Annotated in this window: 10 protein-coding genes; all 10 read right to left on the reverse strand. The window is 69.3% G+C overall.

Annotated elements, in window-relative coordinates:
* The 10 genes from mpaM to OG542_RS00135 all read right to left on the reverse strand — a co-directional run bounded on the left by mpaM (position 1) and on the right by OG542_RS00135 (position 15003).
* On the reverse strand, positions 1-822 hold the full coding sequence (gene mpaM, locus OG542_RS00090) for a daptide-type RiPP biosynthesis methyltransferase (RefSeq protein ID WP_328407036.1): 822 nt from the start codon (positions 820-822) through the stop codon (positions 1-3).
* Positions 819-1655, reverse strand: a complete 837-nt coding sequence (locus tag OG542_RS00095; RefSeq protein ID WP_328407038.1) for a PIG-L deacetylase family protein — start codon at positions 1653-1655, stop codon at positions 819-821. Before OG542_RS00095 ends, mpaM begins: the two co-directional genes overlap by 4 nt.
* Before the next feature lie 5 nt (positions 1656-1660).
* Entirely contained in the window at positions 1661-2926 is a 1266-nt protein-coding gene (locus tag OG542_RS00100; RefSeq protein WP_328407040.1) for a glycosyltransferase, read from the reverse strand.
* 15 nt (positions 2927-2941) lie between these two features.
* Positions 2942-4420 (reverse strand): tryptophan 7-halogenase, encoded by a 1479-nt coding sequence (locus OG542_RS00105; RefSeq protein ID WP_408057839.1) that lies wholly within the window; start codon positions 4418-4420, stop codon positions 2942-2944.
* Positions 4421-4490: 70 nt separating this feature from the next.
* Complete coding sequence (locus tag OG542_RS00110) at positions 4491-5711, reverse strand: cytochrome P450 (RefSeq protein ID WP_328407044.1); 1221 nt, start codon at positions 5709-5711, stop codon at positions 4491-4493.
* Positions 5712-5738: 27 nt separating this feature from the next.
* The gene (locus tag OG542_RS00115; protein WP_328407046.1) at positions 5739-6572 is read right to left on the reverse strand and encodes a sulfotransferase domain-containing protein; all 834 of its coding nucleotides are present in this window, start codon (positions 6570-6572) and stop codon (positions 5739-5741) included.
* 54 nt (positions 6573-6626) lie between these two features.
* A complete protein-coding gene (locus OG542_RS00120; protein ID WP_328407048.1) occupies positions 6627-7853 on the reverse strand; it encodes a cytochrome P450 in 1227 nt (408 codons plus the stop codon).
* Between the two features lie 23 nt (positions 7854-7876).
* Positions 7877-9082: a cytochrome P450 gene (locus tag OG542_RS00125; protein WP_328407050.1), complete on the reverse strand. Its 1206-nt coding sequence runs from the start codon at positions 9080-9082 to the stop codon at positions 7877-7879.
* A 123-nt stretch (positions 9083-9205) separates the two neighbouring features.
* Positions 9206-9415 (reverse strand): MbtH family protein, encoded by a 210-nt coding sequence (locus OG542_RS00130; protein WP_266490775.1) that lies wholly within the window; start codon positions 9413-9415, stop codon positions 9206-9208.
* Positions 9412-15003, reverse strand: a complete 5592-nt coding sequence (locus OG542_RS00135; RefSeq protein WP_328407052.1) for a non-ribosomal peptide synthetase — start codon at positions 15001-15003, stop codon at positions 9412-9414. The genes OG542_RS00130 and OG542_RS00135 overlap by 4 nt, the downstream gene beginning before the upstream one ends.
* Positions 15004-15005 lie beyond the last annotated feature (2 nt).

Raw genomic sequence — 15005 nt, forward strand, 5'->3', positions numbered from 1 at the left:
TCATGAGGGATCGCTCCGCAAGGACGCCTGCAGCAACAAGGCGTCATGGCGGCCGCTGCCCCCGGCGGACCTGAACGAAGCCGGCTCCCTCACGTCGAATCCGGCCTGTTCCAGTTCCCGTACCACCTGATCCGGCTCCAGGAGCCGCAGGCGACTCGTGCAGACGACGAAGGGGTCCGACGCATCATCGGCGGGGTAGACGGTGATGTCCTGGATCGCTTCCGCCGGCGACCGCCGCACGTGCAACACGTACCGTCGGCCGCTGCGACCTGACAGCTCCTGATCGCGCTCGAGCGACTGCGACCCGCCCGTATCGGCCATGCTGATCAGGAATGTCCCGCCGGGCTCGAGGTGCTCACGAACCGACGCGTACAAGCCACGCCTGTCGGCGTCCTCCAGGAGACTGATCGAGCCGTAGCTGATGACCACGGCCCCAAAGCGCCGGCCCAGCACGAAGGCGCTCATGTCTCCTTGCACCACGGTGCACCGGTCCCGAAGATCTGCCGGCTCGTCCTCCAGCTGCCGCCGAAGGGCGGCGACCATCGCGGTCGACAGCTCCAGTGCGGTCACCTCGAACCCGAGCGCCAGCAAGGGGAAGGTCAGTCGGCCCGTTCCGGCAGCGAGTTCGAGGACCGGTCCGGACGCGGAGCGGATGCGGGCGCCCATCTCCTGTGCCTCCGAGACGCCGTCCGCATCCTGCATCAGATCGGACCCGGCGTCGTCGTCGTAGAAGCTGCGCAGCACACCTCGCTCACCCACGCAGGCCAGCAAAGCGTCCGCGCGAGTCGTCCGAACCGGGCCATGTTCCAGCTGATTACTCATGAGGCCAACCTCCTGGTCGACATTGGTCGGACGACAGCCCAGGTTCTTTCGCCGTATCCGCCGTGGGGCGAGCTCTCCCGCGCATGCTTCTCCAGCTGGGCGAACAAGTCCTTGTCGGGCCCGTTGAGCATCGGCATCTGAGAGGCGTAGCGCCTCAGGGCCTCGAATTTCCGCGTCCGCGCCTGCGTCTCGACGGAGCTGAAATCGGGAGGACCGAGACGAAAGCCCCTCGGCAGCTCGACGGGGTCCAGCCCGAAGATCGCGTGCGGAAGGTCTTCCCACAGGCGCACCGGAATGCCGTGCTCGTGCGCCGTGAACAGCGCGGCGTCCCGTGCGATCTCGCTGTCGATATGGCCGTTGGCGGCCGCGCAGGTGACGATCAGCCTCGGAGCACACGCGTCGACAGCCGACTCGATGTCGGCCTTCACCGCGGAGAACAGAGCCGCATCGCCCTGTGACGGTCGCCTTCTGATGGCCACCTTCTGCCGGCCCGGCACGTTGTCGGCCAGCCATTGGCCATCGGGCGACTTGCGATAAATGGCATCAAGGAACCGGCCGTGCCGGTGGCCGACCCCCAGGTGGTCGAGCGCGGCGATGTCTTCTTTCCGGCGGTGCAGCGATGCGTCGTGATCCGGCGAGATGCCCCAGATTCCGTGCAATCGCTGCGCCGCCGGGGAGTAGGGAGGTGAGGGGGTGCCGGCGAATACCGTGAAGACGGTCACCTGTGCACTGTCCTGCACCGCTTGGGCGAGGCCGGCCCCGAAGGACAGGACCGCATCGTCCAGATGAGGGGATATCACCAGTAGTCGGGTCCGGTCGGAGCCTCGAAACATGGCAGTCAATCTATGAACGGCGTTTGCCGCGTCGCAACGAGTGAGGACTGGACGGGCCGGTGTGGTTCCCGGCCAGCCGCATCGAGCAGCAGCTCCGCGGCCACCCGTGTCCCGTCGCCGCGGATCGTGCCCGCCACGGCCGTCGCTCGCGCGCGGGTTCCCGGGGCAAGGGCTGTGCCGAGCGCGGCCGACAGGGAGTCGAACGTCGGGGCCGGACCGTCATGTGCCACCCCGATGCCCAGCTCGGCCACCCGGCCGGCGTAGTACGGCTGGTCCGCGATCTGGGGGACCACGACTTGGGGGGCGCCTGCCCGCGCGGCCACGTGCGTCGTGCCCGCGCCGCCGTGGTGGATGACGGCGGCCACCCGGCCGAACAGCACCTGCTGGTTCACCTCCCCGACGGTGCAGCAGTCCGCCCGGTCGTCGGGCAGGATCAGATCGGCCCAGCCGCGGGAGAGGATCACCCGGCGGCCATGGGCACGGACCGCTTCCACGGCCACCCGGACGGCGTCCGCCGGCGCGCGCAGGCTGCCGAAGCCCACGTACACCGGCGGTGACCCGGCACTCAAGAACGCCTCCAGCTCTGTCGAAAGGGGCCGTTCGTCCGGCAGGATCCACGCGCCGGTCTGCACGGCGTCCAGGTCCGTCGGCTGCAGCGGGGCCAGGACCGCGTCCGCCGCCATCCAGGGATGATCGGTGTAGCCGAACCTGAAGATGTCCTTGACGGGTGACAGGCCGAGCGCGCCCCGCCTGTCGTTGAGCGGGCCGCCGTACCGCTGATAGGCGCTTTGGTTGTTCCGGTCCCACAGCGCCCCGATGTCGGTCACGTCCCGTGCGGGCGGCTCGCCGAGGGGCGGCGGCGGCGGGTAGTACGGCGACGGCACGTAGACCGGGCAGTGGAAGGCATAGATGTAGGGGATGCCCAGCTGCTCGGCCACCGACCGCACCCCGATCGCGACGGGCAGCAAACCGGTCGTCACCACCGCGTCACACCCCTCGGCGGCTGCCGGGAGCTGGTCGAACTGCGTGGCGATCGCCTCGGCCGAGAACCTGAGCATGTCCTCGGGCGTCGGCGGCGCGGTTCCGTGTCTCGGCGCGCGCGCCGACGGGCCGACCGGCACATGCTCCACACCGACCTCGGCCAGCCGCTCCGCGCAGTCCGGCGGTGCGCACACCCGCGCCTGCGCGCCGAGCTCCCGCAACCCCGCCGCCAGTGCCGCCAGCGGTTCGACATCTCCGCGGCTGCCATACGTCGTCAGCAATACGCGCATGTCGCACCCCCTGTTTCAGGCCGGCTGATGAGGCAGCCATTTCATCCCGTCGGGCGAGGTCACGAGGCCGCCGGGGAACAGCGGCAGCTCGGGCTCGGCGTCCTCGCCGAGCAGCGCCTTCATCTGGACCTGGCCTGCCTCCTGCATCGCCTGCCTGACCACCTGTGACTTGAACATCGGCACCATGTTTTCCTGGTCGCCGCCTGCCATCTGGTCCACGGCCGCGGCGAACTCGGCGCTGCGCTCGACTATCCTGTCCGCCGTCGTGAGCGCCGTCTCACCGGACGACACCCCACCGATCAGTTCCACGAACGACTCGATGCCGGTGTTGCTCTGACTGTTCGTTACCTTCTTGGCCTGCCAGAAGTACGAGTCCTCGTTCACGTTCATTTGGTAGAACGACATGAGGAACTCGTAGAACACCTGGTATTCGCGGCGGTACCGGGCCTCGAACTCGGTCAGTACCGTCTTCTCGTCCAGCTCGCCCGCGAGGACGCTGTTGATCGACCGGGCCGCGAGCAGCCCGCTGTAGGTCGCCAGATGCACCCCGGAGGAGAACACCGGGTCCACGAAGCACGCGGCGTCGCCGACCAGGACCATCCCCGGCCGCCAGAAGTGCGTCTGCTGGTACGAGTAGTCCTTGCGGATCCGCAGTTCCCCGTACGTGCCGGTCGTCACCCGGGTCGCGTCCGACAGGTATTCCGAGATCATCGGGCACTCGGCGATCAAGGAGTTGAGCGCCTTCTCCCGGTCTCCCTGGACCTTCTCGGCGTCCTCCCTGCGCACGACCGCGCCGACGCTGGTCAGCGTGTCGCTCAGCGGGATGTACCAGAACCAGCCGCTTTCGAAGGCCACGCTCAGGATGTTGCCCGAGACCGGCTCGGGCAGCCGCTTACCGCCTTCGAAGTAGCCGAACAGCGCCAGGCTGCGGAAGAACTCCGAATAGTTCCGCGCGCCGCCGACGTTCCCGTACAGCCGGCTCTTGTTGCCCGACGCATCGACCACGAAGCGCGCCGACACCGCACGCTCACTGCCGTCGGGATCGGTGTAACGCAGACCGGTGACACGATCGCCGTCTTCCATGACGTCGGTGACCGCGCACCCCTCCCGCACGACCACGCCCTTGCGTCTGGCGTTGTTCAGCAGAATCTCGTCGAATCGCGCCCGCTCGACCTGATAGGCGTACGACGTCGAGCCGGCCATCCGGGCGGAGAGGCCGAAGTGGAACGTCCACGGCTCCGGGCGAGCGCCCCAGCGGAACGTGCCGCCCCGCTTCACCGGGAACCCGGCACCGGCCAGTTCGTCCGCGACGCCGAGCATCCGGCACACGCCGTGCACCGTGGCGGGCAGCAACGACTCACCGATCTGGTACCGGGGGAAGTTCTCCTTCTCCAGCAGCAGCACCCGATGGCCCTGCATGGCCACAAATGTGGCCACGGTCGAACCACCCGGCCCGCCGCCGGCCACCACTACATCGAATTCTTCGACCGACATCTCGCCACCGTTTCCTCTGTTGCGGGTCAATTTATTGCGGCTGATCCTCAAAGCCTGCCCCGCTCGATCGCTACCAAGTGACTGGCACCTGGTCCGGACAGTCGACGAACGCGTTCCGGTACTTCACTTCGCCGATGGGCACTGCCAGCCGAAGCCCGGGGAACCGGCGCCAGAGGGCCTGATAGGAAATGCGCAGTATCGCCCTGGCCAGCGCCGCGCCCAGGCAGTAGTGGATGCCGTGCCCGAATCCGACGTCCGAGACCGGTTCGCGGTTCGCGTCGAGGATGTGGGGATTCGGCGTCAGCGCATCGTCCCGGTTGGCCATGAGAACCGAGCACAGCACATAATCCCCCGCCTTGATCAACTGTCCGTCGATGACCACGTCCTTGATGGCCAGACGGGGATTCGGCCCCTGCACGGGCGACAGATAACGCACCAGTTCGGCGACTACACGGTCGGCCTTCTCGCGGCCCGCGAAAAGCAACGGTATCTGGTCGGGATTGTCCAGCAGCGCGACAACCCCGAAGCCGATCGTCCCCGCGACGGTCTCGACACCACCGAGGATCAGCGCCATGCACAGGCCCTTCAACTCCTCGTCCGTGATGTTGTCCCCGTGCCCTTGCACGACCATGCCGAGGAGCCCCTCGCCGGGGTCCCTGCGCTGCCGGGTGATCAGGTTGTCCAGGTACCGGTTGAACGCCGCGCTGTCGGCGGCCCTCGCCTTGAGCCCGCGGCTCAGATCGACGTTCCGCCGGAGCCGCCGGACGAACTCGCGTCGGTCGTCCCGGGGGATGCCGAGCAGCTCACACAGGACACCCGCGCCAATCGGATCGGCGAAATCCCGCTGGACGTCCGCGGGTGGTCCCGCGGCCTCCATCATCTCGAGCCGGTCGTCGATGAGGCCTTGGATGTTGGGCTCCATCTTGCGTATACGCCGGACCGTGAACTCCGGTGTCAGCATCTTCCGCAGGCGTGTGTGCTCGGGCGGATCGTACGTCGATATCTGCCCGACGAACTGGGGCTCAATGCGTTCCGCTGTATTCCCCTGGGTGAACCGGGGCCGGGTCGTGAAATTCTCGTGGTCGCCCAGTATCCGGCGCACGACGTCGTACCCGAAGGCCTGCCACACATAGTCCCTGCCCAGCTGCTCGGACGCCTCCCCGGCAATCCGGAACAGCGGGCCATGCGCTCTGAGATCGAAGTTGTCCGTATGCGGATCGCAGTTCGTTCTCATCTTGAAGTTCGGCGGCTCGCTCAGGAGTGGCGCGACCTGATCCGTACCCTGCCCCATACGAGTGGTATCTCCTTCGCTGGCCGACTAGTCGGCGTACCCGTACTGCTTGGCGTAATGGGCGTATGCAGAGTCGCCATGCAGCAGCTCCTGATAGGCGGACTCGATCTCCTCGCCCAAGAAGGACAGTGAACGGTCGCCGTACCGGCCCTCGCCCACGAATTTCGGCCCGTCACCGCCGGCCTCTTGGCCGGTGGGTGACGTCCCGCCACCCACCCGCGCGCTCTCCTGCTCCAGTTCACGCATCCGTTCCAGAGTGCTGGCCTCCACCGCGCGGAGAATGTTGTCGATCTCGACGGGCTCCCCGAGGGCGAGGAATTCCATGATCTCGGCGAACCGTGCCACCGGATCGGCCCGCAGATCCTCGTAACGCACCGTCAGCAGGTCCGCGTCGGGGAAGCGGTCACTCGACGACTCGGTCCAGCTCCGCACGTTCTCCGGCCACGACCCGATACCGACCCCCGGCGAGAGTGCCGCCATCTGATGGCCTTCCGTGGCGATGAACTCGCGGACGAAGGCGCGGCTTCTCTCCAGGTCGTCGAGCGGTATCGCGGCCATGCGCAGCGAGCTGAGCAGGATGTCCCTCGGGTTGCGCACGAGATAGAGAACCTTGCCGGTCGACCTCCGCAGCACGTCCAGCACCGGTACATCGGCCCTGAGGTGCGTCTTCAGCAGCACCGGTTCCGTCGGCTCCATCGGCGGCAGATCGCCGTAACGCAGCATTCCCTCCAGCACGGGGGTCGTGGCGTACACGTCGTTCCAGACCTTCGGTGCCTCTCCCGTGATGTAGGCGGCCAGCATGCACCTGAGCCAGGTGTTTCCGGCCTTGGGATACGACGCGATCCATCGGATTCCGTTCATACCTACTCCTCTGTGGTCGTTTGCGTCACTGGTCACAGCAGTCATCCCAGACGATCACCAAGCGACCATCAGCTCCGTCAGTCCGTACGCGGGGGTGGTCAGGCGGAACATGTCCTCATGGGCGGGGTCCGCGAGCGTCAGCCCGGGAAAGCGCCGCCACAGAGCGGTGTAGACCGTCCGCAGTTCGAGGCGGGCCAGTGCGGCTCCCAGGCAGTGATGGACGCCGTGCCCGAACGCGACATGCGGGACGGGCTCACGCATGACGTCAAGACGTTCCGGATCCGGCGTCAGGGCGGGGTCACGGTTGGCCGCCGGAAGCGCGCAGATGACACTCTCCCCCCTCTTGACCACCTGGTCCCCGATGGTGACGTCCTCCATGGCGATGCGGGGTGTCGGGGAATAGGTGACCGTCAGGTAGCGGATCAGCTCGTCGACCGCCCGTTGCGCCGACCGCTCGTCGCCCCGGAACGCGGCGATCTGCTCGGGGTGCCGCAGCAGCGCCAGCACACCCAGCCCGATCATTCCGGAGATGTTGTCGTCGCCGGCCAGCATCACCTGGACGCAGAAGCCCCTCAGTTCCTCGTCCGTCGCCGCGTCGCCGTGTTCGGCGACGACGGCTCCGATCAGCCCCTCGCCCGGATCCTTCCGTTCCCTGGCGATCATCGCCAACAGGTAGCGGGAGAACGCCTCGCCGGCCGCCGCCCGCCTCTTCCGGCTCCGTGAGGCGTCAAGATGCCCGTGACACAGCTGCATGAACATGCCCCGGTCGTCCCGGGGCACGCCGATCAACTCGCACAGCACGGCCCCGGGCACCTCGTCGGCAACGAACCCGATCAGATCCGCGGGGGATCCCGCCTGCTCCATGGCGTCGAGACGCTCGGTCACGATCTGTTCGATGGAGGGCTGCAGACGCCGCATCTTGCGCAGCGTGAAGCCCGGAGTCAGCTTCTGCCGCATCCGGGTGTGCTCCGGCGGGTCGTAGTCCATCAGGTTGCCCACCAGCTCACGCGGCCGGAAGATGCCCTCCCCGCCGATCTCGTCCCGCCGGTCCCAGCGCCGCCGGGTGCTGAACCTCTTGTGATCGCCCATCACCTGCCGGACGACGGCGTGCGTGGTCGCCATCCAGCGGGTCTCGGCGTCCGCTCCGGATCCGACGGTGACCCTCGTCAGCGGTCCCGCCGCGAGCAGTTCGTCCGCCGGATCGAGGCCCTGTCTGCGCACGTGGAGGGGGCGCGGGTCGTGACCACTCGACGCATCGGCGGGAAGCTCCTGCCCTGCCATCGGTTCTCCTCCTAGCCTCGGCGCTACCAGTTGAGCCGCAGGGCTTCCACGTTGAGCGGCGGCCGCCCCAACTTGATCTCGCGATCCGGTTCGGCCAGCCGCAGGGTCGGAAAGCGGTGGGCCAGAGCCGGAATCGCCACCCGGAACACCATCTCGGCCAGCGACCGGCCGAGGCAGTGGTGGATGCCGTGCCCGAACGCGACGTGCGCGGGCTTTTCCCTGGTGATGTCGAACCGGTCGTCCGGGCCGGGGAAGTTCCAGCGGTTCGCGGCCAGGAACGAGGGGGTGACGGTGTCGCCCGCCTTGATGGGGCACCCACTGATGTGCACGTCCTCCAGCGCGACGCGCGGAGTGGTCTTCTCGTCGCTGGTGATGTACCGGACCACCTCGTCCAGCCAATCCGGCGCGGTGTCCGGCCTGTCCCGCAGAACGGCGAACTGCTCGGGCTCCTCGACCATCAGCCATGCGGCCGCCGCGAGGAAGCGGGCCACCTGGTCCCCGCCCGCACCCATGACGAACGCGGCCACTCCGATCAGCTCCGCGTCGGTGATCTCGTCGCCGTGCTCGCGCACCACGACGCCGAACAGGTCGTCACCGGGATCGCGGCGGGTACGCGTCACGACCTGGTTCATGTACGCCCAGAACTTGTTTCCCGCCGCCAGGCGCCGCTTGCCCGACCGTTCGGCCCGGCTGGCGTGCAGGGCACGGGACAGCTCGGCCTGATCATCGCGTGGAATGCCGACGAAGTCACAGGTCACCGTCGTCGCGATGGGCCAGGCGAAATGCGGGACGAAGTCCACCGGGCCACCGGTGGACTCGATGTCGTCAAGGGTGGCGTCGACGGTCTTCTCCACCTGCGGCCGGAATCCCTGTATCCGCCGGATGGCGAACGGGCCCGTCACCATCCGGCGCAGACGCGTGTGCTCCGGTGGATCGTACTGAGTGAGGAAGCCGGGGAATATGAAACCGGCCGCGGTGCCACGGTAGAGCAGCTTGGAGCTGAATTTGTCCGAGCCGAGAACGTGCCGGATCTCGTCGTACCCGGCGGCGAGCCACGCGGTCCGCCCTTCGGGGGCGTCCTCGACGCCCAGCACGGCCATGGGGCCCTCGGCCATCAGGGCGCGTAGCTCCGGCACCGGATCGAACCGGTCCCGTCGGTGTATGTCCAAGCCCAGGTCAACGTTGATCTCCTCGAACGAGCCCCGGACAACGTTGTTCTCCTCGAGCACTGCGCAGGTCCTTTCGCCACGTCCAGCCCTCGGATACCGAATGACCGAATGGTTGTCGCGAGCCGGCCGGACGGGCGTCGGGCCCGTCCAACCGTCCGCATTGAGCGGCTGGACACCTCGGTCTCAGGCGCCGGCTTCCTGGATGAGGCTCTTCGGCCGGAGGTCCTGCCAGTTCTCCTCGACGTAGTCGAGGCACTCCTGACGGGTGGCCTCACCATGCACACGGGACCATCCGGCAGGCACTTCCGCGAAGGTCGGCCAGAGGGAGTGCTGGCCCTCATCGTTGACCAGCACGAAAAAGGAACCGTTGTCGTCGTCGAACGGGTTGGTCATCGTTGCGTCCTTTCGCTCTTCGGCCGGGAATGGAGCTTCTCGGCGACGATGGCTCCAATCTGGGCCAGCGCCGCGGGTTGCACCAAGTCGTAGTGGTTGGACGGGATTTCGTGGGGCTCGATGGTTCCGCTGGTGAAGTCCTTCCAGCTGGCTATCGCCTCCGGCACGGGCAGATGTGCCGGCCGGTCCAGCGAGGCGATGAAGAGCAGGATGTCGCCGGCGAAGGGCGAGGCGGTGTGCCGCGGCCCGACCTCCCAGAGGTTGCGCATCACCGCCTGGAGGCGCTTCCTGGTGCCGGGCCCCTGCACCAGTCCACCGGCGAGCTCCAGGTCCTGCTGCTTGCGCTTTTGCACGGCCTCCTCGTCGCGCACGGCTTCTTCACTCACCGTGCCGGTGGCGTTCCGTCCCATGTAGACGGGATAGGCGTCGAGCAGGGCGAGCAGGCCGACCTCCTCCCCTTCCGCCTCGAGCGACGCGGCCATCGCCTGCGCGATCCGCCCGCCGAGGGACCAGCCGAGAAGGTGGTACGGCCCTGTCGGCTGCACGGCCCGGATGTGCGCGAGGTAATCGGCCGCCATCTCCTCGACGCTGCCCGGCAAGGGTTCGGTGCGGGCCAAGCCGCGCGCCTGCACTCCGTAGACCGGCTGGTTCGCCGGAAGATGCCGCAGCAGCGGCTGGTAGTTCCAGCTCAGGCCGCCGCTCGCGTGGAAGCAGAACAGTGGCGGGCGATCACCGCCGGCTCGCAGCGGCAGCAGGATCTCGTAGTCGCCCGTCTTCAACGACGGGGCCGAGCGCCTCCGCTCGCCCACGACGAGCAGGGTTTTGGCGGAGGTCTTCCGGGCGAGCAGGCCCGTGCGCAGCATCTGATGTCCCGGGGTTCCGAACGGGCAGCGCACGGTCGGCCGACCGGCCTTGCCCTCGTCCACTGCCGCCCCGGTGACGTAGAGATCGCCCACGGCCCCCGGTGTGACCGGGCGCAGCCGATCGTCGAGGAGGAGTGCGCCGAGCGGACCGTCCTCGGCCAGGCCGGCGAGCGCCGGGGGCACCGCCCCGTGCCACCGCGCCGGTGCGATGACCGGACGGCTGCGTTCGACGTCGTCCAGGAAGAGGTCCAGGTCGCTGATCCGCCGCCGGGGATCCTCCGCCACCTGTTCCAGGACGCGGACCAGCCGCCGGGCCACCGACTCGGCCGTGTCCTGGTCGAACAGGTCGGTGGCGTAGCGGAGGGTGCCTTCGAGGCCGTCCTCGTCGTCGAGGTTGTCGGTGAGCCTGAACGCGAGGTCCAGCTCCATGGCTTCGGCCCCGCCGGGTTCGACTTCGGTGCGCAGGCCCGGCAGTTCCCTCGCGTCCCAGGTGCCGAGCCCCTCTTCCAGCACCTCGAGTCCGACCTGGAACACGGGGTGGCGGGAGAGGGAGGCGGGCAGGTCGAGCAGCTCGGCGAGCCGCTCGAAAGGTACGTCCAGGTGCTCCTGCGCGGCCTGGACCGTTTCCTGCACGCGGGTGACCACGTCCAGGAAGTCCGGGTCGCCCGAGACTTCCGTGCGCAGGGCGACCGGCCGGGCGAACGGTCCGATCATCGGCTCGAGGTCGATGAGGTCCTCGTCCCGGGGCAGCGTCGTGCCGATCACCAGGTCGTGGCCCGCGCCCAGTTTCGTCAGCAGCATGGCGAGGGCGGCGTGCACCACCTGGAACGCGTCTGCGCCGGCCGGCTCCGCCGCCTCCATCAACCGGGCGTACGGGCCCGCGTCCAGCCGCAGCTCGACCGTGCCGGCCCGACGCGAAGGGACGGCCGGCCGCAGGCGGTCGAACGGCAGCACCGTCTCCCCGTCGATGCCGGCCAGGTTGTCCCGCCAGAAGGCGATCTGCTCGTGGGGCAGGCTGCCCGGCTCGTTCTCGTCCGCGAGCAGCCGCTGCTCCCAGATCGCGTAGTCGGCGAACTGCACAGCCAGGGGCGCGCGCTCCGGGACTCGGCCCTCGCGCCGCGCGCCGTACGCGGCCGCCAGGTCGCGGAAGAACACGTCCAGCGAGTCGTCGTCGGCGAGGATCCGGTGCACCTGCAGGAGCAGTACGTGCTCCTTCTCCGCGAGTCCGAGGAGCTCACATCGCCACGGCACGTCCTTGGTGAGATCGAACACCGACTCGCGCCGCTCGGCGAGCAGCCCGGGCAGGTCCTCCTCGGTGGCCGGGACGGGGGTCAGCTCGACCGCGAGGGCGTCTTGGATGTGCTGGTGGACGCTGTGTGCATCGCCGGGGAAGGTCGTGCGCAGAATGTCGTGCCGGGCCGCGACGTCGCCGAGCGCCGCCGCCAGCGCGGGCACGTCCAGTCGGCCGCGCAGGCGCAGTGCGACGGACGCGTGCAGGCCGGCCGTGTCCTTGCCGGGGTCGGCCAGCAGCCGGGCGCGCAGCTGCCGGGTGGTGACCGGCACCCGGTCCGGCCGCTGGGCGGCTTCCAGTGCGGGGCGTGACTTCGCGGCAAGCACCCTCGCCAGACCCGCGGGGGTCGGCGAGGAGAACAGCTGCCGGATGGGCAGGTCCGCGCCGAGTTCCTCACGGATCCGCGCGATGAGCCGCATGGCCAGCGCCGAACTCCCGCCGAGGTCGTGGAAGGTGTCGTCGCCACCCACGTGGTCGACGCCGAGGATCTCGGAGAACAGCGCGCACAGCATTTTCTCGGTCTCGCCCTCCGGCGCCTTCTCCGACGCGTGTCCGGCGAGATCCGGGGCGGGCAGGGCCCGGCGGTCCACCTTGCCGTGGGCGGTGACCGGCAGGCCGGGCAGGGCGACAATCGCCGTCGGAACCATGTACGCGGGCAGGACCAGGGCCATGTTCCGCCGGATCTGTGTTGCCCCCGCATCGCTGCCGTCGGAGACGAAGTAGCCCACCAGGCGCTTCTCGCCCGGCTGGTCCTCCCGCGCCACGACGACTGCCTCGACCACCCCGGGCTGGGCCGCCAGCACGGCCTCCACCTCGCCCAGCTCCACCCGGTAGCCGCGGATCTTCACCTGGTCGTCGGCGCGGCCGAGGAAGACGACCTCGCCGTGCTGGTTCCAGCGCGCCAGGTCGCCGGTGCGGTACATCGGTTCCCCGGTGAGGAACGGGCACGCCACGAACCGCTCGGCGGTCAGGCCGGGGCTGGTGAGGTACCCGCGGGCCAGCCCCGTACCGGCGATGTACAGCTCGCCGGCGACTCCCGGCGCGACCGGGCGCAGGAAGGCATCGAGGATGTAGACCTTGCGGTTGGTCATGGGGCGGCCGATCGGCAGCTCCCGCCCGAGCTCCTCTCCTGGCTCGATCGGCTTCCACGTCGCGCACAGGGTGGTCTCGGTCGGTCCGTAGGTGTTGCGCACCCGCAGGCCGGGCTGGGCCCGTCGCAGGTTCTGCACCGACTGTGCGGGGACCACGTCGCCGCCGGTCCCGATCTCGACCAGACCCGCGAAACACTCCGGGGACGTCTCCGCCAGGGCGCGGAAGGTACCGGCGGTGAGGTGGACGGCGGTCGCGCCGCGTTCGACGGCCCGGCGTACCCCGGCCGCGTCCAGCACACCCGGCTCGGTGAGCAGGACGCGGCCGCCCATGGCGAGCGGCACCCACATCGCGTAGAGCGAGGGGTCGAAGACGTGTGTCGCGTGCATCAGCACGCCGTCGCCCGGACCGATCTGCCAGCCCTCGTCACCGGCCAGGCCGGCCACGCCTCCGTGGGGGATGCCCACGCCCTTCGGGAGGCCAGTGGATCCGGAGGTGTACATCACGTACGCCAGGTCGTCGGCGCTCGGCAGGCTCTCCGGCGCCGTGGCGGCACAGCCGTCGACGGCCGCCCGCGTACTGGGCGCGTCGAGGACGATCGCGTCCTGCGGCGCGACGGCGCTGGTGGCCTCGGTGCACAGGACGGTGGAGACCGCGGAGTCATCGAGAATGAACGCGATCCGCTCGGCCGGGTACTCGATGTCCACCGGGACGTACGCCGCACCTGTCTTCCAGATCGCCAGGAACGCGATCAGCAGGTCCGGCGACCTGTCCATGGCCACACCGACCCGGTCGCCGCGGCCTGTGCCACGACCGGCGAGGTAGCAGGCCAGCCGGTTCGAGGCCCGGTCGACCTCGGCGTAGGTCTGATCCGCGCCGTCGGCGTCGGTGATCGCCACCGCGTCCGGCGCCTCGGCCACCCGCCGCGCGAACATCGCGACCACGGATGTGCCGGGCACGGGGCCCGTGGTCGCGTTCCATTCGTCCACCACCAGGGCGCGCTCGGTCTCGCTCAGCAGCGTCAGGCGGCCGACCAGCACATCGGGCTCGGCGACCAGCCGCTCCAGCACGCGGGCCAGCGCGCCCACGACGGATTCGGCGATCGCGCGGTCGAACAGACCCCGGTCGTAGTCGAGGATGAGCGGCATCTGCTCGCCGGGTCCGGTGATCAGGGTGAACGGGTAGTGCGAGGAGTTGCGCCCCCGCTTCACCGGGTGCAGGACCAGGCCGTCGTCGTCCTGCGCCCGGCCGGGTCGCTTGCGAGGGAAGTTCTCGTAGATGACGAGTGTGTCGAAGACCGCTCCGGGGCCGGCGACGGCCTGCACGTCCTGCAGGCCGAGATGGTGGTGGGCCATGAGAGCCGACTGGTCGCGCTGCAGCTCGGCGAAGAGCTCGACGGCCCGCCGCCCGCCGTCGAGCCGGACCCGCACCGGCAGGGTGTTGAGCAGCTGGCCGACCATCGACTCCACACCGGCGAGGTCGCCGGGCCGCCCCGAGGCGGTCGCGCCGAACACCACGTCGGTACGGCCGGCCAGTTGCGACAGCACGACGGCCCACGCGCCCTGCACGACGCTGTTCAGGGTGAGGTCGTGACGGCGCGCCAGTGCGGCCAGGTCTGCCGTCAGTCGCGTGGACAGCTCGAGCAGCACCGTGTCGATGTCCGGCACGCGGGTCGGATCGGCCGGGGCGACCGTGGTGGGGGTGTCCAGCCCCGCGAACTCCGCTCGCCAGGCTGCCCTGGCCGCCTCCTTGTCCTGCCGGCCCAGCCACGCGAGATAGTCCCGGTAGGACCCGGTGGGCGGGAGCCCGGACGCGTCCCCGTCCGCCGCGTAGATGGCTGCCAGGTCGCGGTGGATGACCGGCATCGACCAGCCGTCCACCAGCACGTGGTGAAGGGTGTGCACGAGCCGGTGGCGCTGCGGGCCGAGCCGGATCAGGTGCAGTTTCATCAGCGGTGCCGTCTCGATGTGCAGCCGCTCGGCCACCTCGTCCGCGGCCAGCCGGTCCACCTCGCTGTCGGCGACGTCTGCCGGCAGCCCCGACAGATCCGTCTCGCGCCAGGGGATCTCGGCGTCCCGCGCGATGACCTGCACCATCTGCGCGCCGCTGACGTAGCGGAAACACGCCCGCAGCGCGGCATGCCGGTCCACGACGGCCTGCCACGACGCCCTCAACCGGGCAGCGTCCAGCGGGCCGTCGATGCCGTAGACGGTCTGCACGGTGTAGGTGTCGGGACCGTCGTGGTCGAGTGCGGTGTGATACAGCATCCCTTCCTGCAACGGCGAAAGGGGCCAGACGTCCTCCACGCTGGAGCGGGGCTTCGGGCGGGTGCCGTCAACTGTCACGG

This window comes from Streptomyces violaceus (genome assembly GCF_036014075.1).
GTDB classification, from domain to species: domain Bacteria; phylum Actinomycetota; class Actinomycetes; order Streptomycetales; family Streptomycetaceae; genus Streptomyces; species Streptomyces violaceus.

Bases quoted from the DNA above. Each gene is read 5' to 3' on its own strand.
- OG542_RS00120 (WP_328407048.1), bottom strand. From the start codon at position 7,853: ATGGCAGGGCAGGAGCTTCCCGCCGATGCGTCGAGTGGTCACGACCCG.
- mpaM (WP_328407036.1), bottom strand. From the start codon at position 822: ATGAGTAATCAGCTGGAACATGGCCCGGTTCGGACGACTCGCGCGGAC.
- OG542_RS00095 (WP_328407038.1), bottom strand. From the start codon at position 1,655: ATGTTTCGAGGCTCCGACCGGACCCGACTACTGGTGATATCCCCTCAT.
- OG542_RS00110 (WP_328407044.1), bottom strand. From the start codon at position 5,711: ATGGGGCAGGGTACGGATCAGGTCGCGCCACTCCTGAGCGAGCCGCCG.
- OG542_RS00130 (WP_266490775.1), bottom strand. From the start codon at position 9,415: ATGACCAACCCGTTCGACGACGACAACGGTTCCTTTTTCGTGCTGGTC.
- OG542_RS00100 (WP_328407040.1), bottom strand. From the start codon at position 2,926: ATGCGCGTATTGCTGACGACGTATGGCAGCCGCGGAGATGTCGAACCG.
- OG542_RS00115 (WP_328407046.1), bottom strand. From the start codon at position 6,572: ATGAACGGAATCCGATGGATCGCGTCGTATCCCAAGGCCGGAAACACC.
- OG542_RS00105 (WP_408057839.1), bottom strand. From the start codon at position 4,420: ATGTCGGTCGAAGAATTCGATGTAGTGGTGGCCGGCGGCGGGCCGGGT.